The sequence below is a fragment of the Pseudomonas sp. E6002 genome (assembly GCF_013385565.1).
Lineage (GTDB): Bacteria > Pseudomonadota > Gammaproteobacteria > Pseudomonadales > Pseudomonadaceae > Aquipseudomonas.
This window is the reverse complement of record NZ_JACAPT010000003.1, coordinates 13,647-37,775: the sequence shown is the minus strand read 5'-3', so window position 1 is coordinate 37,775 and position 24,129 is coordinate 13,647. Positions and strand designations below refer to the sequence as shown.

Annotated in this window: 21 protein-coding genes and 1 tRNA gene; 18 read left to right on the top strand and 4 right to left on the bottom strand. The window is 59.6% G+C overall.

The annotated features are described in order from the left end of the window. The first annotated feature begins 13 nt into the window (after positions 1 to 13). From HX815_RS04085 to HX815_RS04075, 3 genes are all read left to right on the top strand, one after another. Complete coding sequence (locus tag HX815_RS04085; protein WP_177027838.1) at positions 14 to 739, top strand: hypothetical protein; 726 nt, start codon at positions 14 to 16, stop codon at positions 737 to 739. Between the two features lie 358 nt (positions 740 to 1,097). Then, positions 1,098 to 1,586 carry an Imm6 family immunity protein gene (locus tag HX815_RS04080; protein WP_177027837.1) on the top strand — a complete coding sequence of 163 codons (489 nt, stop codon included), beginning with the start codon at positions 1,098 to 1,100 and terminating at the stop codon, positions 1,584 to 1,586. A 144-nt stretch (positions 1,587 to 1,730) separates the two neighbouring features. Next, on the top strand, positions 1,731 to 2,120 hold the full coding sequence (locus HX815_RS04075) for a hypothetical protein (protein WP_008433672.1): 390 nt from the start codon (positions 1,731 to 1,733) through the stop codon (positions 2,118 to 2,120). Positions 2,121 to 2,170: 50 nt separating this feature from the next. On the opposite strand, the gene HX815_RS04070 is transcribed toward HX815_RS04075, so the two are convergent. Further along, on the bottom strand, positions 2,171 to 2,428 hold the full coding sequence (locus tag HX815_RS04070) for a hypothetical protein (RefSeq protein ID WP_008433674.1): 258 nt from the start codon (positions 2,426 to 2,428) through the stop codon (positions 2,171 to 2,173). A 390-nt stretch (positions 2,429 to 2,818) separates the two neighbouring features. Here HX815_RS04070 and HX815_RS04065 point away from each other — a divergent pair, with 390 nt between their 5' ends. From HX815_RS04065 to HX815_RS04040, 6 genes are all read left to right on the top strand, one after another. Next, positions 2,819 to 3,511: a hypothetical protein gene (locus HX815_RS04065; protein ID WP_003218168.1), complete on the top strand. Its 693-nt coding sequence runs from the start codon at positions 2,819 to 2,821 to the stop codon at positions 3,509 to 3,511. A gap of 349 nt (positions 3,512 to 3,860) precedes the next feature. Next, entirely contained in the window at positions 3,861 to 6,449 is a 2,589-nt protein-coding gene (locus tag HX815_RS04060) for an autotransporter domain-containing protein (protein ID WP_177027836.1), read from the top strand. A gap of 88 nt (positions 6,450 to 6,537) precedes the next feature. After that, positions 6,538 to 7,131 (top strand): hypothetical protein, encoded by a 594-nt coding sequence (locus tag HX815_RS04055; RefSeq protein WP_008433680.1) that lies wholly within the window; start codon positions 6,538 to 6,540, stop codon positions 7,129 to 7,131. Positions 7,132 to 7,205: 74 nt separating this feature from the next. Further along, positions 7,206 to 8,867 carry a VWA domain-containing protein gene (locus tag HX815_RS04050; RefSeq protein WP_177027835.1) on the top strand — a complete coding sequence of 554 codons (1,662 nt, stop codon included), beginning with the start codon at positions 7,206 to 7,208 and terminating at the stop codon, positions 8,865 to 8,867. Positions 8,868 to 8,893: 26 nt separating this feature from the next. Beyond that, positions 8,894 to 9,454, top strand: coding sequence for an RNA polymerase sigma factor (locus tag HX815_RS04045; protein ID WP_003218160.1), 561 nt, complete (start codon positions 8,894 to 8,896; stop codon positions 9,452 to 9,454). Next, on the top strand, positions 9,451 to 10,050 hold the full coding sequence (locus HX815_RS04040) for a hypothetical protein (RefSeq protein WP_102367868.1): 600 nt from the start codon (positions 9,451 to 9,453) through the stop codon (positions 10,048 to 10,050). The genes HX815_RS04045 and HX815_RS04040 overlap by 4 nt, the downstream gene beginning before the upstream one ends. A 57-nt stretch (positions 10,051 to 10,107) precedes the next feature. On the opposite strand, the gene HX815_RS04035 is transcribed toward HX815_RS04040, so the two are convergent. Then, positions 10,108 to 10,184: transfer RNA gene (locus tag HX815_RS04035), tRNA-Arg, on the bottom strand. Between the two features lie 395 nt (positions 10,185 to 10,579). Between HX815_RS04035 and gabD the strand changes: the two genes are divergently transcribed. The 3 genes from gabD to HX815_RS04020 all read left to right on the top strand — a co-directional run bounded on the left by gabD (position 10,580) and on the right by HX815_RS04020 (position 14,828). Then, positions 10,580 to 12,022 carry an NADP-dependent succinate-semialdehyde dehydrogenase gene (gabD, locus tag HX815_RS04030; RefSeq protein ID WP_003218155.1) on the top strand — a complete coding sequence of 481 codons (1,443 nt, stop codon included), beginning with the start codon at positions 10,580 to 10,582 and terminating at the stop codon, positions 12,020 to 12,022. Positions 12,023 to 12,204: 182 nt separating this feature from the next. After that, complete coding sequence (gene gabT / locus HX815_RS04025) at positions 12,205 to 13,482, top strand: 4-aminobutyrate--2-oxoglutarate transaminase (RefSeq protein WP_087693631.1); 1,278 nt, start codon at positions 12,205 to 12,207, stop codon at positions 13,480 to 13,482. 137 nt (positions 13,483 to 13,619) lie between these two features. Further along, complete coding sequence (locus tag HX815_RS04020; RefSeq protein WP_003218151.1) at positions 13,620 to 14,828, top strand: HDOD domain-containing protein; 1,209 nt, start codon at positions 13,620 to 13,622, stop codon at positions 14,826 to 14,828. Between the two features lie 120 nt (positions 14,829 to 14,948). Here HX815_RS04020 and HX815_RS04015 read toward each other — a convergent pair whose 3' ends face one another. Both HX815_RS04015 and desA read right to left on the bottom strand, forming a co-directional pair. After that, entirely contained in the window at positions 14,949 to 15,947 is a 999-nt protein-coding gene (locus HX815_RS04015; protein ID WP_177027834.1) for a sensor domain-containing diguanylate cyclase, read from the bottom strand. Between the two features lie 391 nt (positions 15,948 to 16,338). Beyond that, positions 16,339 to 17,523: a delta-9 fatty acid desaturase DesA gene (desA, locus tag HX815_RS04010; protein ID WP_087693634.1), complete on the bottom strand. Its 1,185-nt coding sequence runs from the start codon at positions 17,521 to 17,523 to the stop codon at positions 16,339 to 16,341. 166 nt (positions 17,524 to 17,689) lie between these two features. Here desA and dibA point away from each other — a divergent pair, with 166 nt between their 5' ends. From dibA to HX815_RS03980, 6 genes are all read left to right on the top strand, one after another. Continuing rightward, the gene (gene dibA, locus HX815_RS04005) at positions 17,690 to 19,600 is read left to right on the top strand and encodes a phosphodiesterase DibA (RefSeq protein WP_008433689.1); all 1,911 of its coding nucleotides are present in this window, start codon (positions 17,690 to 17,692) and stop codon (positions 19,598 to 19,600) included. A gap of 322 nt (positions 19,601 to 19,922) precedes the next feature. Next, positions 19,923 to 20,105 carry a sulfur starvation response protein OscA gene (gene oscA / locus HX815_RS04000; protein ID WP_003170956.1) on the top strand — a complete coding sequence of 61 codons (183 nt, stop codon included), beginning with the start codon at positions 19,923 to 19,925 and terminating at the stop codon, positions 20,103 to 20,105. Positions 20,106 to 20,181: 76 nt separating this feature from the next. Next, positions 20,182 to 21,192 (top strand): sulfate ABC transporter substrate-binding protein, encoded by a 1,011-nt coding sequence (locus HX815_RS03995; protein WP_003218143.1) that lies wholly within the window; start codon positions 20,182 to 20,184, stop codon positions 21,190 to 21,192. A gap of 163 nt (positions 21,193 to 21,355) precedes the next feature. Continuing rightward, positions 21,356 to 22,174 carry a sulfate ABC transporter permease subunit CysT gene (gene cysT, locus HX815_RS03990; protein WP_003218141.1) on the top strand — a complete coding sequence of 273 codons (819 nt, stop codon included), beginning with the start codon at positions 21,356 to 21,358 and terminating at the stop codon, positions 22,172 to 22,174. A 13-nt stretch (positions 22,175 to 22,187) separates the two neighbouring features. Continuing rightward, positions 22,188 to 23,060, top strand: a complete 873-nt coding sequence (gene cysW, locus HX815_RS03985) for a sulfate ABC transporter permease subunit CysW (protein ID WP_003218139.1) — start codon at positions 22,188 to 22,190, stop codon at positions 23,058 to 23,060. Between the two features lie 3 nt (positions 23,061 to 23,063). Continuing rightward, a complete protein-coding gene (locus HX815_RS03980) occupies positions 23,064 to 24,044 on the top strand; it encodes a sulfate/molybdate ABC transporter ATP-binding protein (protein WP_003218138.1) in 981 nt (326 codons plus the stop codon). The last annotated feature ends 85 nt before the right edge of the window (positions 24,045 to 24,129 follow it).

Here is a 24,129-nt window from a genome sequence, read left to right as displayed (position 1 = left end):
CGTGGCTAATCATATGGCTGAAATTGAAATTGTCTTTAGCGAGAGGCTACATGATGGCGCTTCAGTTGTATGGGGGCGGCTAATACAACAGCTCAAAAACTTTAATGAGGATACCGTCATTGATGGCTTTACCGGCAAGAAAATAGGGTTGGCGGACGTTTCGAATTACTTGGAGAAAAACAAGTGTCAGAGTTTTTTTATTGAGCTGGCAAACGGTTCTGTCGAGTTTTCGTATGTGGCAGATAAAGCGTTTTATCGGCTTGATATGAAACGCCTGGCGAATTCGATTGAAGTTGCACAGACCTTGATTGAAGCTTTAATCGATGAGCCCGGCTTTGTTCAGGCTCGAATTTACGACGCCGAGTATGATCGATGGCAAAATGCCGAGAGTCTTACGCTCTTTGAAGTTGAGCGCGTCGAACACGCTCATCTGCCCAAGAAAAGTAATGGGCTGCCTTTTCCGCTGACCCAAGAGGTCGTAGATATATCAAAAAATCCTGGGCGTTGGGTTTTAAGAAACGGCTACATTGAGGCGGTTGGCGCTTTCATGTGGGTAAGCAAATCCTTGCTTCAGTTAGTGGGTGTCGACGAAAAGAAGTTAATGGATATCGACTGCTTTGCAGTAGAAGATTTGGGCGGCGTTTTGAAGATTGCTGCCTATAATCAGTGCTTCACTGCAGCCGTAGGGGCTCAGGCAGAGAGGCAGGACTTGCTGAGAGAAGTTTTGTTTAACGCGTGAATTAGAGCGAGAATCGGGCGCGGGAAATAGGGTTCAGGCCACGGTTTTCTAATTAAAGTATTAATAGTGGTCTGACCCCCTATTTCTCGGTCGATGATATAACAGCGTAAAGGGGGCGGATTTATTTAAATATTAAAAATTTCTTATGAGTTAATTAAATAAATCCGTCCCCTTTAACCAAATGCAAGTGGTATCTGTAATAAGTGTAGTGCAGGTTTGACGGGTAATAGTGACCTGAATGGGGTGGTTAAACAATTCAGTCAGCGCTATCCTACTCTTCTGCTAAGAGTTACCGCTGAGGGAGGGGCAGCAATGCCAAATCGTCTAACAGTCCTAGTTAAAGATGGGAGAATAGTTAATGGACAATGAAGAAGCGCTTAAAGTCATTGACAGTATGATGTGGGTAAAGAAAGCCTCAATTTTCCTTCTGTTGCTTGATTATGCTCTACGTAACCTTGACTCGGCGAGTGATACGCAAAAAAAATGTCAGGAGGCAGTTGATAAGTGTTGGCGATGGTTGTCTGATCGAGGGCTCAGTGCTGATGAATTAGCATATTATCTAGACTCCGATGATATGCAGAGCGGACCGCTGGCAGAAGGAAATTTTGCATCTGAAAGCGTAGAACAAAATAGTTTAATTTTAATATTGTTGGTGATCGGTTTTTTTGCCAATAAGGCCTATAAGATTGTAGGGCTACAAGAGCAAATGTCTGAGCCGGTATGTGAGGCGGACGAGAGCTCTGCTATATATATTGTTGCTTATGTTGAACGGATAGGCTTGTCTGATAAGTTGAGTGTTTATCTATCTGCACATGTTTTGGAAAATAGGGGGCAATCCACGTTTTAATGCTGGCAGAGTTGCTCTTTAACGTAAAGGGCAAGGATTTATTTAGGACGTAAAAGTGACGGATTTGTTTAAATATTAGATTTAAAAACTCCAGCTAGGTCAATTAAATAAATCCGTCCCCTTTGCCCAGAGTGAGTATAAAAAATGGAAAACTTGGAACTCTCCGAGTTAAAATTTCCGAGTATGAGAGAGGAGCTGGTTTCCTATCTGGCAGGTTTGTCGGACTCAGATTACCAGTTCCGTGCCTGGGTAGAACGTTCATCGCCGAATTTAGCTTATGATGAACTTGATTACACAATACATTTTTTATATGACGATACAGGGCTCGCTGAAAATGCATACACTTGGATAGGGCTAGTTTTGAAAAATGATCAGGAAGCTAGAGCCATCGAGGACGTGGTTCAAGCTATTGACGCGCTTTTTGATAAGTATGGTCCTGATCTTTCTGATAAAGAGTATTTGGAAAAAGAAGAGTGGGCACGCATAGTGTGCGTTTCTAAAGATGCTTTAAAAGTTTTGCTTCATGGTAAGTGAGGTTGTTTAACCGAGTTAAAGGGGCGGCACCCAGGCCGCCCGGCTTTTACTCAGGATGGATCGGTATTGAGTCTGCGACTGATGACATCCAGCAAATCACACCCATCGCGCAGCGGAATCGCCAGCAATTGGGCGAAGTCTTGAAGCACCACAGCATCGCTGCTGAGTTGGTCGCGGAAGGCCAGGTTTTCCAGCAGTTGGGTGACGGCGCGAATCCGGTACACGGCGGCGTCGTGGAGGACATCGAGGGGCGCATGGGTGTCGATAAGCAGGGCGGGGACGGTGCAGTCGTGGCCCGTGAGGGGCATGTATCGATTCATTGTCAGTACTCTGTTGGTGGATTAAGCCACCACTCATTCGTCGCCAAACGAATGGGTGGCGGCCGTACGCAGGTTGGCGAACCGGCAACAGAGAAAACCGGCAGACCCGAAGGTCTCCCGCGCACAGCCGCCATATCATGCACAGCTTTGCGGGTGCAAAAACACCTGCATAGAAGCGGGATGCTTTTGCGCTCTGTTGTCAGGTCGCCAAACCTGAATCGCCATATGGGCGACGGCCCGGACTATAAGCCCGCACCCAAACCCACGCAAGGCAGCAAAGTACTGGCCCACTCCCAATGCCTCATGTCTTCACCCCCATTGCCGACACCCTGGCGATGATTAAACGCATCCACCCACCACCAACATTAAAGGACTGATGTGAAAAACCTTCTCCTGGTTCTCCTCTCCACCCTCATCCTCGGCGGCTGCGTCAGCCAGCCCCTCACGCCCGAGCATCGTGCGCAGGTCAAGACGGTCAAAGTGCTGCCCGTAAAGTGGGAAAAGAACATGGTCTACATGGGCCGTGAACAAGCCTGGGGTGCGGCCCTGGGCGCCGGGCTTGGTGCGGGCGTCGGCATGGCCAGCGGCGCGTCCAAGCTGGGCACGGCAGCCTTGAGCGGCGCGGGGTTTGCCGCCGGCATGAAGGCGGGGCAACTGGCCGAGATGTCGACGCCGGCGGCGATCCTCACGGTGATGGACGCCGAAAATATCGACTTGGGTGTGTTGCTCAAGCAGGCCTTCATTGATGCCTTGGGTAAGACGTCATCGCTCAAAGTGGTGGGTGACGACGAGCCGGCCGATGCGCAGATTCAACTGACGGTAGGCGAGTGGGGCTTTCGCCTGACCCAGGGTTTCAGCAGCGTGGTCTACCCGACGCTCACCGTGGTGGCGCGCATGGACCGTGGCGACGAGATGCTCTGGCGCACGGTGGAGTCGATCACGCCGTTCAATGGCCAGAATGTCTACGGTTACACGCCGCTCACTTATCGCACTGATCCTGAGGCGTTGCGCCGCGCGTTGACGGGTATCACGCAGATCTCCGGGAGTTATCTGGTGAAGGAGCTCAAGTAGACCAGCGAGAGGTCTCCGCGTGGCTTGCGGTGGCTGATCCTGACGCGAGCAGTTTGATAGAACTCGCCGAGCACCTTGAACATTTTGTATATCCCAGTGTCTTTACCCCGCCCACCCGCAACCGGTCGGGCTGCATGGACTGCAGCGTTTTCAAATGACATTAAGGATTAATGTGAACCTCACCCCCCAAGCCTCTTTTCTGTCACCGCCCGCTGTGGTGCACAGGCGCGCGCCTGCGTTTCAGGAAGGCACCCTGGGGGAATGCATTCGGATCAATTGATCCCTCGCTTAGCACACCTACTGCCGCCGGGCCTATTGGCGGCTTTTAATGTAGTTCATGGAGTTTGAAATGAAGCGTAAGCAGTTCCAGAAAAGCCTGTTGGCACTCATGGTCGGCGCAATCAGTACGCAAGCGCTGGCGGTGGAATTCGACCTGGGGCAGGGCAAGAACATTTGGGTCGGCGAGACCTTTAATGAGTCATTGATTATCAACGGGACGTTCTCCGAAGTAGTGGTGCCGACCACCACCAACCCTGCCGGACTGGGTGTGGCCAACACCACTATCCAGGGTTCGTTGATCAACCGTGCCGACATCACTCTGGATTCCCAGGGCGCCGCCATCCGTGCGATTGCCCTGGACCCGCTGTTCTGGTCGGGCCCGCAGAACCTGAGCCCGGGAACTGTCACCGGGGACGTGGTCCAGGCGGGCAACATTCTTATGAAAAATGGGGGTTACGAGGGGCTTGAGATCGGCGCGACGACCATCGGTGGAAGTGTCATCAACTCCGGCACCATCCGTTCCACGCTGCCCCTGACGCCGCCGGCTTCACCTTCCTACGTGGATGGCGGCGAAGGCATTTACCTGCATGGCACCACCATCGCCGGCGACGTCTCGAACACCGGTGTGATCGACATGAACGGTGATTACGCCATCGGCCTGATCCTCGACCGTCAGAACAATCTGGGGACCACCGTCGGCGGCAAAATCCTCAACGCCGGCACGCTCAAGGCGACGGGCGAGGGCGCCTGGGGCATCGAGGTGGAAACCGACACCAACCCTCTGCGCATCGAAAACAGCGGCCTGCTTTCTGCCAACGGCAATGACGCCAAGACGGTGATGTTTCTAAACGGTAAGGTCGACTACATCCTCAACACCGGCACCGTCGAGGCCACGGGCACCAACGCCAATGCCTTCGAGTTTGCCGGGGCAACCTTTGCCCAGAACAGCGCGACCGGCGCGCGCGGCATCGTTAACCGCGGCACGATCAGCGCCGATGGTACAGCCATTCATGTAGATGCCGCGGACCAGACCTCGGCGTTCGAGATCAACCAGCAAGCCGGCGAAATCCGCAGTAACGCCGGCATCGCCATCGACGCCGCCAACCTTGCCACGCTGAATTGGACCGGCGGCAAAATCACCGGCGACCTGCTCAACTTGAGCGCGGTGAATGTCGCAGGCCAGGCCGATTTCACCGGCAGCCGCATCATCGCGCCGGTATCGGTCAACTCGGGCTCGCTGAACCTGTCGGCGCCCGGTACTGCGATCACTGGCAACCTCAACATTGCTAGCGGCGCAGGTATTGATATGCACCTGGCCGACAGCGTAGTGCCGACAACGCCGTACCTGACTGTCAACGGTGCAGCGAATTTCGCCCAGGCTTCGAAGCTGACCGTGAGCGCCAAGCCGGGCGACTTCGCCAGCACCAACAACGGCACTCAGTACACCCTGTTGCAAGCCACCAGCGTGCAAGACAATGGCCTGTCTGTGGCCAGCTCGTCCTCTCTGCTGAACGTGCTGAGCTACTCGGCCGACGCGCAAACGGTCAAGGCCGTGGTGGCGGTTAAAGACAACCAGCAAGTGCAGCAGGAGCTCGCCGCGGTGGGCGCCGGCGCTGCGTCAGCGACGGCGGTGAACACCTTTAAAAACGACGTACTGAGCGGACTCAATCAGAACGACCCAGTGTTCCAAACCCTGGCTGACGCCGGCACAGCACAGCAGCTTGCTCAGGTCAGCGAACAACTCAAGCCGGACGTCAATCGCGGCGCCCTGGACGTGGCGTTGTCGGGCCAGACCGTGGTCAACGGCGCGATCTTCAACCGCCTCACCGACCAGCGCGAAAGCCATCAAACCGGCGGCGTGTGGGTGCAGGGCCTGAGCAGCAACATGGACCAGGACGGGCGTGGCGGCAACAACGGCTACTCGGCCAACAGCAGCGGCATGGCCGTGGGTGTGGACGGGCGCTTGAACGACACCACCACGTTGGGCGTGGCGTACAGCTACCTTAACTCCAACATCCATTCCGACCTCGGCAACAAGACCGATGTGGAGGGCCATGCGCTGTCGCTGTACGGCAACTGGTCGCTGCAAAACTGGTTTGTCGACGGCAGCCTCAGCTATGGCCATAACGACAACGACAGCAAACGCCATATCGCCGGCACCACAGCCAAGGGCAGTTACGACAGCAATGTGCTGTCTGCCAGTGTGATCGGCGGCTACAGCTTCAAGCCGTCGCAGGCCGTGGTGATCGAGCCGCGCGTGGCAGCGCGTTACGCCAACGTGCGCATGGACGGTTTCAACGAGAAGGGCTCCTCGGCCGCGCTGAGCACCCAGTCGCAACGCTATGAAGTGGGCGAGCTGGGCGCTGGTGTGCGCTTGGCGGGCAACTTGCCCATGGGTGCCGGTAGCTTGCAGCCGGAAGCAACCTTGATGGCGTATCACGACCTGATGGGTGATCGCGTCGCACAAACCTCCAGCTATGTGCTCGGCGGTTCTGCGTTCACCGTCACCGGCGCTTCGGTGGCGCGTGACAGCTATGAAGCCAGTGTCGGCGTGAACTACCAGGTGTCGGACTTTACCGTGGGTGCCAGCTACACCCGCCAGGCCCGCAGTGGTTTTGATGCCGATGGGGTCATGCTCAAGGCGCGGTACGCGTTTTAAGTATTACGGCCGATAGAAAACGGCATCGGGCTGCGGTTCTCCCACGTAGCCCGAGCCAGACTTTTAAATGTGCTCAAGGAAGTAACCCATGAAAAAGACCTCACTCTTAATCCTCGCCCTGGTCTTGGCCGGCTGCCACTCCACTGCCAGGAACTCCTCGCCAAGCCTGCTGACGGACGGCGTCCAGTTGCAGCAGAAAAAGGTCGAGGTGGACGCCGAACACGCCAAGGTCATCATGAAGGCAACCGGTTTTACCTATCCGGTGCAGTTCTCCGTACGCCGTAGTTCCGATGCAGATCAGCGTCCGGAAATCCTCGGGACGGTGGTGGATTCCGGCCGTGGCAAGGTATTCGGCTGGATCGCCAAGATGAACGAAGTGGGCAACAGCGCCGTCGCCAAACGCTTCCCGCAGTTGGAAGTGCAGGCTGACCCGGGGCAGCCCTTTGAAGTGATCGGCGAGTCACGGGTCTACAACGCCAACTATGTCGGCCTCGTCAAAACCTATGTGTATGAGTGCGGCCCCATGAGTTCGACCTTCAAGCCTGAGAAGCAAAAGGTTTACCTGGTGGAATTCGTGATTATCGGGAAGGGCTGTGAGCAGCATGTGTATGACGTAACTGCGCCTAACGAGCGTGTCCCGGTGGCGACTGTGGCAGCGACGGGAAATATTCCGTCGCTCTAAGTTGCTTTAACCCGAATCGCCAGCCCCTTGCGTCTGACCTTGTGAACGGATCATTCATTCACGAGGTTCAGCCCATGTCCCGTCCTCTTCTGCTGTTACGCCCTGCCGCCCAAGGCTTCACCGTGACCCTGCTGGTGGCGCTTGCCGGGTGTGGGCTCTCTTCATCCCGTGACGTGGCCAAGCCCGCTGAGTCGGCGCCTGTCGTGGAGGTGCAAAGTGAGCCCGCCAGCGTCCAGGGGGCCATGGTCAAGCGGATGGTTGCGCCTGCACCGATGGCGTCGCGATTGGTCATGAACGACTCGATCGCCATGCAATACCAGACCGAGCCTCGGGAGCACTATCAGAACCTCCCGGACAACCCGATCCGCAGCGTTGCCGAAACACCGGTCTCCACCTTCAGCGTCGATGTCGACACCGGCAGCTATGCCAACGTACGACGTTTCCTTAATCAAGGCAGCCTGCCGCCCGAAGGTGCTGTGCGACTTGAGGAGATGGTCAATTACTTCCCTTATGACTACGCCTTGCCCACCGACGGCTCGCCCTTTGGCGTGACCACTGAAGTGGCACCGTCGCCGTGGAACCCTCACAGCCGGCTGTTGCGCATCGGCATCAAGGCCTCGGACCACGCCGTGGCGGACCTGGCTCCGGCTAACCTGGTGTTCCTGGTGGACGTATCCGGCTCGATGAATCGCCGCGAAGGCCTGCCGCTGGTCAAGAGCACCCTGAAACTGTTGGTGGATCAATTGCGCGACCAGGACCGCGTCTCGCTGGTGGTCTACGCCGGCGAATCGCGAGTGGTGCTCAAGCCCACCTCGGGCCGGGACAAAACCAAAATCCGCAACGCCATCGACCAACTCACCGCCGGTGGCTCCACCGCAGGCGCGTCGGGGATCGAAATGGCCTACCAAATGGCCCGCGAAGGGTTTATCGACAAAGGCATCAACCGCATCCTGCTGGCCACCGACGGTGACTTCAACGTAGGCGTGAGCGACTTCGACAGCCTCAAGCAATTGGCGGTCGACCAGCGCAAAAGCGGCGTGTCCCTGACCACCCTCGGCTTCGGTGTGGATAACTACAACGAACACCTGATGGAACAACTGGCCGATGCCGGTGATGGCAACTACGCCTATATCGACAACCTGCGCGAAGCCCGCAAAGTGCTGGTGGACCAGCTCAGCTCGACCCTCGCTGTGGTGGCCCGGGATGTGAAGCTGCAAGTGGAATTCAATCCGGCGCAGGTCAGCGAATACCGATTGCTCGGCTATGAAAACCGCGCCCTGAAGCGTGAGGATTTCAACAACGACAAGATCGACGCCGGAGAAATCGGTGCCGGGCACACGGTGACCGCGTTGTATGAAATTGTCCCGAAGGGTGAACAGGGCTGGCTGGAGCCACTGCGCTACGCATCGGCAACCAAGGCTGACGGTAAAACTGATGAGTTGGCGATGTTGCGGGTACGCTACAAACCAGCGGAAGGCGGCGATAGCCGACTGATCGAACACCCGATCAGCAACCAGCACAGCGGCAAACCCAGCGACGACCTGCGCTTCTCTGCTGCCGTGGCCGCCTTCGCCCAGCAACTCAAGGGTGATGGCCGCTACACTGGCAGCATGAGTTTCAAGGACACGGCCGCACTGGCCCGCTCCGCTCGGGGCGACGACCCTTTTGGTTTGCGCGGCGAGTTTGTGCAACTGGTCGAATTGGCCCAGAGCCTCCAGGCCCCGGCCAAACACTGATCCACCTCAAAGGAGTGCGCCACCTGATGGATTCACCCAGCGACGAAGCCCTGCTGTCCCGCTACCGCAGCGGCGACGGTGCAGCGTTCGAGGCCCTGTATGCGCGGCATCGACAGGGCCTGTACCGTTTTCTGGTGTCCTTGAGCAACAAGGCCGAACTGGCCGAGGAAGTGTTCCAGGACACCTGGCTCAGCCTGATCCGCAGCACCAGCGAGCCACAGGGCCGGGCGAGTTTTCGCACCTGGTTATTCCAGATTGCCCGCAACCGCCTGATCGACCACTGGCGCAAACACGGCATCCACAACCCGCTGCACGACAGCTACGATGAGCAGCTTCACGGCCAGCCCGACGACAGCGCCGGGCCTGAGCAACTGCTGAGCCTGAGTCGCGACCAGGCGCGCCTGGACAGCGCGTTGCAAGACTTGCCCGAAGATCAGCGCGAAGTGTTCCTGCTGCGCCTGCATGGCGAGCTGGAAGTGCCACAAATCGCCGCGCTCACCGGCGCCCCACTGGAAACGGTAAAAAGCCGCTTGCGTTACGCCCAGCAGAAACTGCGCCGACTGCTGGCCGAGGAGGTACCCGCATGACTGACCCCCGACATACCCAGGACTCGAACGACGAGCTGCTGATCGAGCATTTCCGTCAACACACCAGCGGCGAGCCGCCGGCTTCCCTGGACGCCTTCATCCTGGCCACCGCCCACCGTGAAGCACCGGTGCGGCAACCCGGCCTGTGGCAGCGTTGGTTACAGGCCTGCCAACGGCCGCGCTGGCAGATGGCGTTTGCCACCGTCGCGGGTGTGGCCCTGATGATTGGTTTGGTCACGCGCTCGCCGGTGCCGCAGCCGGAGTTATCCACAGGCACTTACGCGGCCGCCCCGCAGGAACTGGCCCGCCCGGCCCCGGCTGCCGCGCCGATGGCTCGATTCTCCGTGGCTCCGCAGGCTGACAGTGCGCCGCAGGTGCAGGCAGAAGTCGCGGGTTCGCTGGCGGATGAGCCGGTGGCGAAGATGAGCAAGCGCTCGGCTGTTGTGCTGCCGCCATTGGAGCAAGGGCTGCAGGAGATCCTGCGGTTGCGGCAGGCGGGAGAGGCGAAGGCGGCGGATGAGAAGCTGCTGGAGTTGCATAAGCGCTTTCCCAAGGAAGACTTGCCGGCGCGGTTGGAGGCGTTGCAGAAACCCTGAATCGACGCCCACAAAAAAGCCCCAGGCCTTTCGACCTGGGGCTTTTTCATCTGTATCTGGTGCACCCGGCGGGATTCGAACCCACGACCCCTGCCTTCGGAGGGCAGTACTCTATCCAGCTGAGCTACGGATGCTTGTGCGGGCGACATCATACCCATGTCGACCTTGGGCGTCCATGCCGCTTTTCGGCCTGCTGCCAGTAGGATTAGGCGCTGCCGAAGCCCTGTACCGGGCATCTCGACGAATTGCGGTTGAACTCGCCCGAAACACGCTGATCAGAAAAATCGAGCAAATGCGCCGTTTTCGTTCTTTTTTTCGAACAGACTATTGCCCTGCACCCCCATTGATCCTAGGATTCGTTTGAGATTTCAAACGCTCCTGCCTGGGTGCTGAACCGCACATTTGTCCTTTCGTGCGCTATTTACGTGCTTGCGCCCAGTGAATGATTTCCCTGACGGCAGCCCTCAAGGCGCCTTTCAACAACTCTAATTCGCTCCGCGCGTGCGCGGTGCTGTTAAGGAAAGCCGACATGCAGCTCAAAGACACCCAGTTGTTCCGCCAGCAAGCCTTCATTGATGGCGCTTGGGTCGATGCGGACAACGGTCAAACGATCAAGGTCAACAACCCCGCTACCGGCGAAATCCTCGGTACCGTGCCAAAAATGGGCGCCGCCGAAACCCGTCGCGCCATTGAAGCAGCTGACAAGGCCCTGCCGGCCTGGCGTGCACTTACCGCCAAGGACCGCGCCAACAAGCTGCGCCGCTGGTTCGAGCTGATTATCGAAAACCAGGATGACCTGGCTCGCCTGATGACCCTGGAACAAGGCAAGCCGCTGGCCGAAGCCAAGGGCGAAATCGTTTACGCCGCTTCGTTCATCGAGTGGTTCGCCGAAGAAGCCAAGCGCGTCTACGGTGATGTGATTCCCGGCCACCAGCCGGACAAACGCCTGATCGTGATCAAGCAACCAATCGGCGTTACCGCTGCCATCACGCCGTGGAACTTCCCGGCCGCGATGATCACCCGTAAAGCCGGCCCTGCCCTGGCTGCCGGTTGCACCATGGTGCTCAAGCCTGCGTCGCAAACCCCGTTCTCCGCGTTCGCCCTGGCTGAACTGGCCCAGCGTGCCGGCATTCCGAAAGGCGTGTTCAGCGTGGTCTCCGGCAGCGCCGGCGATATCGGCAGCGAGCTGACCAGCAACCCGATCGTGCGTAAGTTGTCCTTCACCGGCTCCACCGAAATCGGTCGCCAGCTGATGGCCGAATGCGCCAAGGACATCAAGAAGGTTTCCCTGGAACTGGGCGGCAACGCGCCGTTCATCGTGTTCGACGATGCAGACCTGGATAAGGCCGTCGAAGGCGCGATCATTTCCAAGTACCGCAACAACGGCCAGACCTGCGTCTGCGCCAACCGTCTGTACATTCAGGATTCGGTGTACGACGCGTTCGCTGAAAAACTGAAAGTGGCCGTGGCCAAGCTGAAGATCGGCAACGGTCTGGAAGAGGGCACCACCACCGGCCCGCTGATCGACGAGAAGGCCGTGGCCAAGGTTCAGGAGCACATCGCTGATGCCCTGAGCAAAGGCGCGACCCTGTTGGCTGGCGGCAAGGTGATGGAAGGCAACTTCTTCGAGCCGACCATCCTGGTCAACGTGCCGAAAGATGCTGCCGTGGCCAAGGAAGAAACCTTCGGCCCACTGGCGCCGCTGTTCCGCTTCAAAGACGAAGCCGAAGTGATCGCGATGTCCAACGACACCGAGTTCGGCCTGGCTTCCTACTTCTATGCCCGCGACCTGGGCCGTGTGTTCCGTGTGGCTGAAGCCCTGGAATACGGCATGGTCGGCGTCAACACCGGGTTGATCTCCAACGAAGTGGCGCCGTTCGGCGGCATCAAGGCTTCGGGCCTGGGCCGTGAAGGCTCCAAGTACGGGATCGAGGATTACCTGGAAATCAAATACCTCTGCCTGGGCATCTAAGCCCGGCAAGGCATTGCTGCAAACGCAAAGGGCACGAGAGCGCTGTCCCTTTGCGTGTTTCACCCCGTTATTCGTAGTGGCCGGGAAAGCTGTGGCAGTCGATCATCGCATGCTGCCGTAGTTGCCTCCCCGCCACGTATTCCTTGGACCACGCCACCCGATGAGTGGCGAATGAGGACTTTATGAGCAAGACCAACGCATCCCTGATGAAACGCCGCGAAGCCGCTGTACCACGCGGTGTTGGCCAGATTCACCCGATCTTCGCCGAGTCGGCGAAGAACGCCACCGTGACCGACGTTGAAGGTCGCGAGTTCATCGACTTCGCCGGCGGTATCGCCGTGCTGAACACCGGCCACGTGCACCCGAAAATCATCGCCGCCGTGACCGAACAGTTGAACAAGCTGACTCACACCTGCTTCCAGGTACTGGCCTACGAGCCGTACGTTGAGCTGTGCGAAAAAGTTAACGCCAAGGTGCCGGGTGATTTCGCCAAGAAAACCCTGCTGGTCACCACCGGTTCCGAAGCGGTAGAAAACGCCGTGAAGATTGCCCGTGCCGCCACTGGCCGTGCCGGCGTGATCGCGTTCACCGGCGCCTACCACGGTCGCACCATGATGACCCTGGGCCTCACCGGCAAAGTCGTGCCGTACTCGGCCGGCATGGGCCTGATGCCAGGCGGCGTGTTCCGCGCGCTGTTCCCGAACGAACTGCACGGTGTGAGCGATGACGACTCCATCGCCAGCATCGAACGCATCTTCAAGAACGATGCCGAGCCGCGTGATATCGCTGCCATCATCATCGAGCCGGTGCAGGGCGAAGGCGGTTTCTACGTCGCGCCTAAATCCTTCATGAAGCGCCTGCGCGAACTGTGCGACAAGCACGGCATCCTGCTGATCGCCGACGAAGTGCAAACCGGTGCCGGCCGTACCGGTACTTTCTTCGCCATGGAACAGATGGGCGTTGCCGCCGACCTGACCACCTTCGCCAAATCCATCGCAGGCGGCTTCCCGCTGGCCGGTGTGTGCGGCAAGGCTGAATACATGGACGCCATTGCTCCGGGCGGCCTGGGCGGCACCTACGCCGGTAGCCCGATCGCTTGCGCCGCGGCCCTGGCCGTGATGGAAGTGTTCGAAGAAGAGCACCTGCTGGACCGCTGCAAGGCTGTGGGCGAGCGCCTGGTGACCGGTCTGAAAGCTATCCAGGCCAAGTACCCGGTGATCGGCGAAGTGCGTGCCCTGGGCGCGATGATTGCGGTCGAGCTGTTCGAAAATGGCGACAGCCACAAGCCGAACGCCGCTGCTGTCGCTTCCGTGGTGGCCAAGGCGCGTGACAAGGGCTTGATCCTGCTGTCCTGCGGCACCTACGGCAACGTGTTGCGCGTGCTGGTTCCGCTGACTTCGCCGGACGAGCAGTTGGACAAAGGCCTGGCGATCATCGAAGAGTGCTTCTCCGAGCTGTGATCAAAAGTTGACCTGATCGACAAAAAACCCGCTTAGGCGGGTTTTTTTGTGCCCGATGAACGGTATTCAGCCGTTGTTCATTGTACGCAGGCGGCTCCTTTGTCTAAGGTGCTGGTATTGCCGATGGAGCGTGCTGGATGACTGCTGTTGATTTACCGGCTGTACCCCGTGTGTTGATTGCCGAGGCCGACCCTTGGTCCCGAGATCTGCTCAAGCAGGTGTTGCTGAATGTGCGCTGTGACGCACGGCTGGATGTGTGTGCCGATGGCCAGCGGGCCACCGAGTTGCTGCGTGACAAACCCTATGACCTGATCATTGCCGATTGGGAGCTGCCCGGCGTCGATGGCCTGAGCCTGCTGCGCAGCGTGCGCCTGCAACGGCGTACGCCGCTGTTGCCGTTTATCCTGCTGAGTACCCGCAACGACAGCGCCAGTGTGCGCGAAGCCTTGCCCCTGGCACCGACCGCGTACCTGACCAAACCCCTGAACATGGAAAGCCTGACCCAGCGCCTGCAGGACTTGCTGCTGAACGAAGGTGAGACGGTGTATTGCGAAGTCCCGGCCCTGGCGCCGGGCATGACCTTGCCGGTGTTTCTGGAGCGCCGCCGGGAAGCCTCCGACGGCGCGCCGCTGCGGGTCGACGTGCAGGCTGCGGTGCAACATAGCCTGGAGCCGGAGGGCCTGGACCTCAAGCGCCTGGAAGAGCAGGTGCGCATGGACCCGCAGATTACTGCCGTGTTGATCGCCGCCGCCAACAGCGCCGGCCATCACGGTTCGCCGGTACAGACCCTGGGCATGGCCCTGCACAAGCTGGCGGCGGGGCAGAGCATGAACCTGATCCTGGGGCTCGCCCTCAAGCACAACGTGGTACTGAGCGACCCGAGCCTTGTGGATTACGCCGAGCGTCATTGGCAGCTGTCCCAGCGTACCGCCGACTACGCCCGCAGCCTGGCGCGCATGCTCGACCTGGATCACGAGCGCTGCTACAGCGCCGGGATTCTCCATCGCCTTGGCGACCTGGCCTTGCTGCGGTGCCTGCAAGACTGGCTGCTGGGCGGTGGCGAACTGGATGACGAAGCGATTGGCGAGTCCCTCTACACCTTCGGCGCGGCCTATGGTTCGGCACTGCGCACACGCTGGCGCCTGCCGCTGGAGTTACGCCAGTTGATCGCGGCGATTTATTCGCTGGAGGGCGGGGTGTATTCCCGCGAAGCGCTGGTGATGAACCTGGCGGCGCAGCTGGCGCGGCTGACCGAGCATGAAGGCGTCGAGGCATTGGCGAAAGGCAAGACGGCACGCTTGCTCAAGGTGGGTTTGCCGGAATTGACGCGTATGCGCAAAACCTAGCAGGCGATGCGTGCCAGTGTGGGAGCTGGCTTGCCTGCGATAGCATCATCCCGGTACAACCAACACGCCGAGGTGCCTGCATCGCGGGCAAGCCCGGCTCCCACAGGTCATCGTGTGGCGTCAGCCGGGGAGCACGCGGTTTTTGCCCTGGCGCTTGGCCTCGTACATGGCCGCGTCAGCGCGGGCAAACAGGCTGTCCACATTGGCGTCCTCGGCGGTCAGGCTGGCCAGGCCCTGGCTGACGGTGATCGCGAAGCTCTCACCGTCGTGGCTGAAACTCAGCTGCGCAATCTCGTGCCCCAGGCGTTCGGCCACCTGCATTGCCATCTCCGGGGCACAACCGGGCAGTATGGCGGCGAATTCTTCGCCGCCAATGCGCCCGAACAGGTCGCCACGGCGCAGAACTCCCCGACCGCTCTCGGCGATACGCTGCAACACCTGATCGCCTTCCAGGTGGCCGTAGGTGTCGTTCACCACCTTGAAGTCATCGATGTCCAGCAACAGGAACGCCAGGGGCGTGCCTTGCAGGCAGGCGCGTTCAAACTCGTGGTGGGCGCACTCGAAGAAATGCCGGCGGTTGCTGCTGCGGGTCAGCACATCGGTGGTGGCCAGGCGGTGCAGCTCCAGCTCCAGCTGCTTCTTTTCAGTGATGTCTTCGGCTATGCCTACCACGATCACCGGCTGGCCGGGCTCGGCCTGCTGGTTGATGTAACACTTGTCGCTGAGCCAGCGGATCTGCCCGTCGGCGGTGATGATGCGGTACTCGCGGTCTTCCACGGCGCCGCTGTGCAGCACCTGGGCCAGGCTGTGCTCGGCGTAGTCGAGGTCTTCGGGGTGGATGCTGTTGCGCCATTCCCGATAGTCGGTCAACAACATGCCCGCCGTACGTCCGAAAACCCGCTCATAGGCCGGGCTGACGTACAGCACGCGGCGAGTGTCCCACTCGATTGCCCAGAGCACGGCATTCACACTGACCAACAGCGAACTCAGCAGTTGCTCGCGTTCACTCAGCCGTTCCACTTCGCCCTGGGCATGCATCAGGGCCAGCAACGTAGCGGCGGCTGCCGGTCGTGGCTGTTCGAGGACTGGGGTGTCGGTGAAGGTCTGTTCGGGGACCATCGGCACAACTCTCTCTGGGCAGGCCGCGGGGTTGGGCAGCGGTCACAACAAGGGCCGCCGGGATGGCGAAGTGTTGATTGAGAGGGGGAATTTGCTGCGAAGTTCCGTTATCAGCGCCGATTAGAGGCGACCAAGAAATGGCGCCAGAAACATGTAGGAGCGAGTTTGTTGGGGGGGAGGGGCTTGCTGTGGGGAAGGAGTTGCGGTGGGGAGGGGGCTGCTGTGGGGAAGGAGCTGCTATGGGGAGGGAGCTTGTTGTGGCGAGGGAGCTTGCTCCGGCTGGGCTGCGTAGCGGCCCCAGAATCTTGGGAGCGCTGCGCACTCCAGCGGGAGCAAGCTCCCTCGCCACAGAAGCTCCCTTGCCACAAAAAATCGGCTCGCTACAGCCGTATCAGGCCGCGGCAGGCCGCAGCGAATAGGTCTTCAGCTGATGGGCAAAGTCCCGCAGGGATTGAATCCCGCTCGCCTCGGCCTCGTGCACCCATTCCTTGATCGCCGCCAGCATGTCGTGGCCGTTGGTGCTGGTTTTCAGCCAGATCTGTTGCAGCGCCAGGCGCTTCTCGTAGATCACTTTCAGGGCCTGGCTGTGCTCCAGCATGCTCTGGATGCGCACGTGGTGGCGGTCATCCAGCAGGCTGGTCTCCCGCGACAGCAGGCGCTTGGCGCGATGGAATTGGTGGCGCACCGAGTGATCGACCTTTTCCAGTTCCTGCTTGACCAGCGGGCCAATCACCAACTTGCGGTACTGGGCCATGATCTGGAAGCGGTTGTTGAGGATCGCCATCGCGGTGTCCATGTCCAGGCTGCCCTTGCCTTCGACCCGGTGGGCGATCGGCGCGACCCGTTGCACCTTGGCCAGGCGCAGGAAGCTGAACACTTTGATCCAGGCCCAGCCCAGGTCGAACTCCCACTTCTTCACCGACAGCTTGGCGGAGTTGGGGTAGGTGTGGTGGTTGTTATGCAGTTCTTCGCCACCCACGATGATGCCCCAGGGAATCAGGTTGGTCGCCGCGTCGCGGCATTCGAAGTTGCGGTAGCCGATGGCATGACCCAGGCCGTTGATTACGCCGGCAGCCCAGAACGGGATCCACATCATCTGGATGGCCCAGATGGTGATGCCGATGGTGCCGAACAGCAGCAGGTCGATCACGCCCATGATCGCCACGCCCAGCAGCGGGTACGGGGTGTAGAGCTTGCGCTCGATCCAGTCTTCCGGGCAGTTCTTGCCGTAGATGCGCAGGGTCTCGGGGTTCTCGGCTTCGGCGCGATACAGCTCGGCGCCTTTGCGCAGCACGGTGGACAGGCCCTTGATCACCGGGCTGTGGGGATCGTCGACGGTTTCGCACTTGGCGTGGTGTTTGCGGTGGATAGCGGTCCACTCGCGGGTGTTCTGCGCCGTGGTGAGCCACAGCCAGAAGCGGAAGAAGTGTTTCAGGCCAGCATTGAGCTCCAGGGAGCGGTGGGCTGAATAGCGGTGCAGATAGACCGTGACCCCGACAATGGTCACGTGGGTCATCAACAGAGTGACTGCCACCAGTTGCCAGGCCGACAAGTCAAGAAAACCGTTGTACCACATAGGCTGTATGGCCCTCAGATAAAGAAAAAACCAGCTTGCGCATTATCACTAAGCCTACAGATAAAACCAGCCGCCCTTTCAGATAGGAGTGACTGGATGTTTCTTATTCTATAATCCGTAGCCTTTGTAGGGCGAATCTGGTTTTTTAGTAAGGATTACTGAACATATGCTGTTTTCATACCGAGGTGCCCTGCGTGCCGGGCTGATGTACCTGCTGGTTTCGATTGTGTGGATTCAGCTCAGCCATCAGGTATTGATCAACTTTATCGATGAACCCGTGGAGCTGGGCCGCTGGCTTCAGATACGCGGTTACCTGTGGGTCAGCCTCAGTGCCCTGGCGATCTACCTGCTCTGCGCGCACTTTGCCCGCGCGAACCTGATCCAGCAGCCACTGAAGGAAAACCGCGAGCGCCTGCGCCAGGCCGCCGCCGTGTTCGATTGCACCCGCGAAGGAGTGCTGGTCACCGATGCCCTGGGGCTGATTGTTCACGTCAACCGGGCCTTTATCGAAATCACCGGCTACCAGTGCGAAGACGTGCTGGGGCACCAGCCGAGCCTGTTCAAGTCCGGGCGCCACTCGGCCAGTTTCTACCAGGCGATGTTCGAGACGCTGGAACGTGACGGTGAATGGAGCGGTGAAATCTGGAACCGCCGTAAAAGCGGCGAAATCTACCCACAGTGGCAGACCATCCGGGTGATCCGTGATGAGCAGGGCCATATCAGCCACTACGTCGCGGTGTTCTCCGATATCAGCGCCATCAAGCACTCCGAGAGCGAGTTGGCGCACCTGGCCCATCACGACCCGCTGACCGACCTGCCCAACCGCCTGCTGTTCACCGACCGTGCCGAACAGGCCCTGGCCTCCGCGCAGATCCATAAACGTGGCTGCGCCTTACTGCTGCTCGACCTCGACCATTTCAAGATCATCAACGACAGCCTCGGCCATAACGTCGGCGACCAGTTGCTCAAGGCCGTCGGCGAGCGCCTGCAAGGCCTGTTCGGCCCCGGCGTGACCCTGGCGCGCCTGGGCGGTGACGAGTTCGCGGTGCTGGCGGAAAGTTGTCCACAGGTGGGCCAGGCCGCCGCCCTGGCGCAACGTATTCTCGACGCGATGAAAGAACCGGTCATCTTCGACGGCCATCAACTGTTTATCAGCGTGAGCATCGGGATCAGCCTGTTCCCCAGCGACGCGCTGAGCGCCGAGCAACTGCTGCGCAACGCCGACTCCGCGTTGTTCAAGGCCAAGAGCGCCGGCCGCGAAGGTTACGCCTTGTACACCGAAGAACTTACCGCCCACGCCCAGCACCGCGTGGAAATGGCCGGTGAACTGCGCCGCGCGCTGGATCAGCAGGAGCTGCGGGTTTACTACCAGCCAGTGCACGACCTGCAAGACAGCCGAATGATCGGCGTCGAAGCCCTGGTGCGCTGGCAGCACCCGGAGCGCGGGCTGGTGCCGCCGGGGGAATTCATCCCGATTGCCGAGCGCACCGGGCTGATTGCCGACATCGACGCCTGGGTCATGGACCAGGCCTGTCGCCAGATGTGCCAATGGCTGGCAGACGGCGCACCGCTGACGTTTCTCGCGGTGAATGTGTCCAGCCGCCTGTTTGCCCGGCGTGAGCTGTATGAGCAAGTAGCCAAGGTGCTGCACGACACGGGGCTGGATCCGGCGCTTTTAGAGCTGGAAGTCACCGAAAGCGCGGTGATGGAAGACCCGGAAGTCGCCCTTGAGCAAATGCATCGCCTGCGTGAGCTCGGCTTGCGCCTGGCTATCGACGACTTTGGCACCGGTTATTCATCGCTGCTGCGGCTCAAGCGCTTGCCGGTGCAGAAGCTCAAGATCGACCAGGGTTTTGTCGCCGGGTTGCCATGGGATGAGGACGATGCGGCGATCGTGCGGGTAGTGATCGCGTTGGCGCAGAGCATGGGCATGCAGGTGCATGCCGAAGGTATCGAGCAGGTTGAGCAGGCGCGGTTTCTATTGGAACAGCGCTGTGACCTGGGCCAGGGGTACTGGTTTGGTCGGCCGATGCCGGCCAGTGAGCTGGATTGGGCGAGGGCGCCGACAATTCGTTAACCACCGCCTGTCCTGATTTCAAACAGGGCCAAAATGTGGGAGCGGGCTTGCTCGCGAAGGCGGTGTGTCAGTCAGCAAATCTGTCACTGACCCACCGCCTTCGCGAGCAAGCCCGCTCCCACATTTGGATCTCCACACGGCTTTATTTCACGGGTCGTCCCGCAAAACCCCTCGCAACCCCTCGTCCCATCAGAAAATTCTTTCTGGTTATATAAACATTCTTAAATAGTATTTTTAAGAATATCCGCGCTTATCTACTATCGCCCTCACGCCGCAAGCAGTGCCGCCACTGCGAGGCACTTCTCATTTCAGGAGCACGACCATGAGCGCATCTCTACGTAGCGTTGACGGCCAGGACGAAGCAGCCATTTTGCGCGAGATCCAGAGCGCCCTGCGCGATCTGCGGTTTGGCGCGGTGGAAATCACTGTGCACAACGCCCAGGTAGTACAAATCGAACGCAAAGAGAAATTCCGTTTGCAGAACCCGGGCAACAAACCGAGCTGAGCAACACCGGCGATTCGATTGCAAGACCCGCAACTATAAGAAAAAAGCCAACACCCAAGAATTTCAGGAGCCTTCTATGTCGTCGATTCGCCGTTATGCCCTGGCAGCACTGGCCAGTGCCGTGTTTGCCGGTTCCGCTGTTGCCAAGGATTACGAACTGCTCAACGTGTCTTACGACCCCACCCGCGAGCTCTACCAGGACTACAACGCTGAATTCACCAGCTTCTGGAAGCAGTCGCACCCGGGTGACAACGTCAAGATTCAGCAATCCCACGGTGGTTCGGGCAAGCAGGGCCGAGCGGTAATCGACGGCCTGCGCGCCGACGTCGTGACCCTGGCCCTGGCCGGCGACATCGACGAAATCGCAAAACTGGGCAAGACCCTGCCGGAAAACTGGCAAACCCGCCTGCCGGACGCCAGCACCCCGTACACCTCGACCATCGTGTTCCTGGTACGCAAGGGCAACCCTAAAGGCATCAAGGATTGGGGCGACCTGATCAAGAAAGACGTGTCGGTGATCACCCCGAACCCGAAAACCTCCGGCGGCGCCCGCTGGAACTTCCTAGCCGCCTGGGCCTACGGCCTGAAAGCCGGTGGCAGCGAAGCCAAGGCCCAGGAATACGTGAAAGAGCTGTTCAAGCACGTGCCGATCCTCGACACCGGCGCGCGCGGTTCGACCATCACCTTCGTCAACAACGGTCAGGGTGACGTGTTGCTGGCCTGGGAAAACGAAGCCTTCCTGGCCCTGAAGGAAGACGGCGGCGCCGACAAGTTCGACATCGTTGTACCTTCGCTGTCGATCCTCGCCGAGCCGCCAGTGGCCGTGGTCGACAAGAACGCTGAGAAAAAGGGCAATACCGAGATCGCCACCGAGTACCTCAAGCACCTGTACAGCCCGGCTGGCCAGGAGATTGCGGCGAAGAACTTCTACCGCCCACGCGATGAGAAAGTCGCCGCCAAATACGCCCAGCAGTTCCCGAAACTGGACCTGGTGACTATCGACAAAGACTTCGGCGGCTGGAAAACTGCCCAACCGAAATTCTTCAATGACGGTGGCGTGTTCGACCAGATCTACTCGGCGCAGTAAGCAAAATCAAACTGTAGGAGCCAGCTTTCTGTGGGAGCCGGGCTTGCCCGCGATAGCATCACCTCGGTGTAACTGATACACCGAGGTGCCGGCATCGCAGGCAAGCCAGCTCCCACAGAAGCTCGCTCCTACAGTGGTATCTACCCGCTAACCAAGGACTCTTATGTCGCGTCGTATCTCCCCCGTCATACCCGGCTTCGGGCTGACGCTGGGCTACACCGTGGTGTACCTCAGCCTGATCGTACTCATCCCCCTTGCGGCGATGTTTGTACATGCCGCTCAACTCACCTGGGATCAGTTCTGGAACATCATCTCCGCACCGCGTGTGCTGGCGGCGTTGAAACTGAGCTTCGGCACTGCGTTGTATGCCGCGATCATCAACGGCGTGATCGGTACCCTGCTGGCATGGGTACTGGTGCGCTACACCTTCCCCGGGCGCAAGATCATCGATGCGATGATCGACTTGCCGTTCGCCCTGCCCACCGCCGTCGCCGGTATTGCACTCACCGCGCTGTACACGCCCACTGGCCTGGTAGGCCAGTTCGCCGCCGACCTGGGCTTCAAGATCGCCTACACCCCCCTGGGCATCACTCTCGCGCTGACCTTCGTCACGCTGCCATTCGTGGTGCGTACCGTGCAGCCGGTGTTGGCCGATATCCCCCGGGAAATCGAAGAAGCCGCCGCCTGTCTCGGCGCCAAGCCCCTGCAAGTGTTCCGCTACATCCTGGTACCGGCGCTGCTGCCTGCCTGGTTGACCGGCTTCGCCTTGGCGTTTGCACGAGGTGTCGGTGAGTACGGTTCGGTGATCTTCATCGCCGGCAACATGCCGATGAAAACCGAGATCCTGCCGCTGCTGATCATGGTCAAGCTCGACCAATACGACTACCACGGCGCCACGTCCATCGGTGTGCTGATGCTGGTGGTTTCCTTTGTCCTGCTGCTGCTGATCAACTTGCTGCAGCGGCGCATCGAACACCCATAAGGAGGCGCGGAACATGTCCCAATCGTCTATTTCCGCCGCGTCCTCGGCCAACGCTGCCCGTCGTGGCAGTGCGGTGTCCCGACGCATCCTGATCAGCCTTGGCTGGCTGGTGTTCTTCCTGTTTTTGTTGCTGCCGCTGTTTATCGTGGTGTCCCAGGGCCTGAAGAATGGCCTGGGTGCGTTCTTCACCGCGATCCTTGAGCCGGACGCGCTGTCGGCATTGAAACTCACGGTGATCGCCGTGGTGATTTCGGTACCGCTCAACGTGGTGTTCGGCGTCAGCGCCGCCTGGTGCGTGAGCAAGTACTCGTTCCGTGGCAAAAGTATCCTGGTGACCCTGATCGACCTGCCGTTCTCGGTATCGCCGGTGATCGCCGGCCTGGTCTACGTGTTGATGTTCGGCGCCCAGGGCTTCTTTGGCCCGTGGCTGCAAGACCATGACATCCAGATCGTGTTCGCCTTGCCGGGCATAGTGCTGGCGACCATCTTCGTCACCGTGCCGTTCGTGGCCCGTGAGCTGATCCCGCTGATGCAGGAGCAGGGCACCCAGGAAGAAGAGGCCGCGCGCCTGCTGGGCGCCAACGGCTGGCAGATGTTCTGGCATGTCACCGTGCCGAACATCAAGTGGGGCCTGATCTACGGCGTGGTGCTGTGTACCGCGCGGGCCATGGGTGAGTTCGGTGCGGTGTCGGTGGTGTCCGGCCACATTCGCGGCGTGACCAACACCTTGCCGCTGCACGTCGAGATCCTCTACAACGAATACAACCACGTCGCCGCGTTTGCCGTCGCGAGCCTGTTGCTGATCCTGGCGCTCTTCATCCTGCTGCTCAAGCAGTGGAGCGAGAACCGTATCAACCGCCTGCGCAAAAGTGCTGGTGAGGAATAAGTCATGTCGATCGAAGTCCGTAATGTCAGCAAGAATTTCAACGCCTTCAAGGCCCTGAACAGCATCAATCTGGACATCCAGAGTGGCGAGCTGGTGGCGTTGCTGGGCCCGTCCGGCTGCGGCAAGACCACCCTGCTGCGGATCATCGCCGGTCTCGAAACCCCGGATGCCGGCAACATCGTGTTCCATGGTGAAGACGTCTCCGGCCACGACGTGCGTGATCGCAACGTCGGCTTTGTGTTCCAGCACTACGCGCTGTTCCGCCACATGACCGTGTTCGACAACGTCGCGTTCGGCCTGCGGATGAAACCGAAAAACCAGCGCCCCACCGAAAGCCAGATCGCAGTGAAAGTCCACGAGCTGCTGAACATGGTGCAGCTCGATTGGCTGTCGGATCGCTACCCGGAACAACTCTCCGGCGGCCAGCGCCAGCGTATCGCCCTGGCGCGCGCCCTGGCGGTAGAGCCGAAAGTGCTGCTGCTGGATGAACCCTTCGGCGCCCTCGATGCCAAGGTCCGTAAAGAACTGCGCCGCTGGCTGGCGCGCCTGCACGAAGACATCAACCTGACCTCGGTGTTCGTGACCCACGACCAGGAAGAAGCCATGGAAGTGGCGGACCGCATCGTGGTGATGAACAAGGGCGTGATCGAGCAGATTGGCTCACCGGGCGAAGTCTACGAAAACCCGGCCAGTGACTTTGTTTATCACTTCCTCGGGGACTCCAACCGCCTGCATTTGGGTGAAGACAAGCACGTGCTGTTCCGCCCGCATGAAGTGTCGTTGTCGCGCCATGAACTGGAAGACCACCACGCGGCTGAAGTGCGTGATATTCGCCCGCTTGGCGCGACCACCCGGGTGACCCTGAAGGTCGAAGGCCAGAGCGAGTTGATCGAGGCTGAAGTGGTGAAAGACCACGACAGCCTGACTGGTTTGGCGCGGGGCGAGACGTTGTTCTTCAAGCCCAAGGTCTGGCAAAAAGCCTAAAAGTGCCGCAAAACCCATGTGGGAGCGGGCTTGCTCGCGAATGCGGTGGTTCAGTCGGTACATCCGGTGACTGACACTCCGCTTT

Excerpts from the sequence above, each read along its gene's own strand:
- HX815_RS04080 (WP_177027837.1), top strand. The coding sequence starts at position 1,098 with ATGGACAATGAAGAAGCGCTTAAAGTCATTGACAGTATGATGTGGGTA.
- HX815_RS04015 (WP_177027834.1), bottom strand. The coding sequence starts at position 15,947 with ATGGTCCCCGAACAGACCTTCACCGACACCCCAGTCCTCGAACAGCCA.
- HX815_RS04020 (WP_003218151.1), top strand. The coding sequence starts at position 13,620 with ATGACTGCTGTTGATTTACCGGCTGTACCCCGTGTGTTGATTGCCGAG.
- cysW (WP_003218139.1), top strand. The coding sequence starts at position 22,188 with ATGTCCCAATCGTCTATTTCCGCCGCGTCCTCGGCCAACGCTGCCCGT.
- oscA (WP_003170956.1), top strand. The coding sequence starts at position 19,923 with ATGAGCGCATCTCTACGTAGCGTTGACGGCCAGGACGAAGCAGCCATT.
- cysT (WP_003218141.1), top strand. The coding sequence starts at position 21,356 with ATGTCGCGTCGTATCTCCCCCGTCATACCCGGCTTCGGGCTGACGCTG.
- HX815_RS04040 (WP_102367868.1), top strand. The coding sequence starts at position 9,451 with ATGACTGACCCCCGACATACCCAGGACTCGAACGACGAGCTGCTGATC.
- HX815_RS04050 (WP_177027835.1), top strand. The coding sequence starts at position 7,206 with ATGTCCCGTCCTCTTCTGCTGTTACGCCCTGCCGCCCAAGGCTTCACC.
- desA (WP_087693634.1), bottom strand. The coding sequence starts at position 17,523 with ATGTGGTACAACGGTTTTCTTGACTTGTCGGCCTGGCAACTGGTGGCA.
- gabT (WP_087693631.1), top strand. The coding sequence starts at position 12,205 with ATGAGCAAGACCAACGCATCCCTGATGAAACGCCGCGAAGCCGCTGTA.
- HX815_RS04045 (WP_003218160.1), top strand. The coding sequence starts at position 8,894 with ATGGATTCACCCAGCGACGAAGCCCTGCTGTCCCGCTACCGCAGCGGC.
- HX815_RS03995 (WP_003218143.1), top strand. The coding sequence starts at position 20,182 with ATGTCGTCGATTCGCCGTTATGCCCTGGCAGCACTGGCCAGTGCCGTG.
- HX815_RS04055 (WP_008433680.1), top strand. The coding sequence starts at position 6,538 with ATGAAAAAGACCTCACTCTTAATCCTCGCCCTGGTCTTGGCCGGCTGC.
- gabD (WP_003218155.1), top strand. The coding sequence starts at position 10,580 with ATGCAGCTCAAAGACACCCAGTTGTTCCGCCAGCAAGCCTTCATTGAT.
- HX815_RS04070 (WP_008433674.1), bottom strand. The coding sequence starts at position 2,428 with ATGCCCCTCACGGGCCACGACTGCACCGTCCCCGCCCTGCTTATCGAC.
- HX815_RS04085 (WP_177027838.1), top strand. The coding sequence starts at position 14 with ATGGCTGAAATTGAAATTGTCTTTAGCGAGAGGCTACATGATGGCGCT.
- HX815_RS04060 (WP_177027836.1), top strand. The coding sequence starts at position 3,861 with ATGAAGCGTAAGCAGTTCCAGAAAAGCCTGTTGGCACTCATGGTCGGC.
- HX815_RS04075 (WP_008433672.1), top strand. The coding sequence starts at position 1,731 with ATGGAAAACTTGGAACTCTCCGAGTTAAAATTTCCGAGTATGAGAGAG.
- dibA (WP_008433689.1), top strand. The coding sequence starts at position 17,690 with ATGCTGTTTTCATACCGAGGTGCCCTGCGTGCCGGGCTGATGTACCTG.
- HX815_RS03980 (WP_003218138.1), top strand. The coding sequence starts at position 23,064 with ATGTCGATCGAAGTCCGTAATGTCAGCAAGAATTTCAACGCCTTCAAG.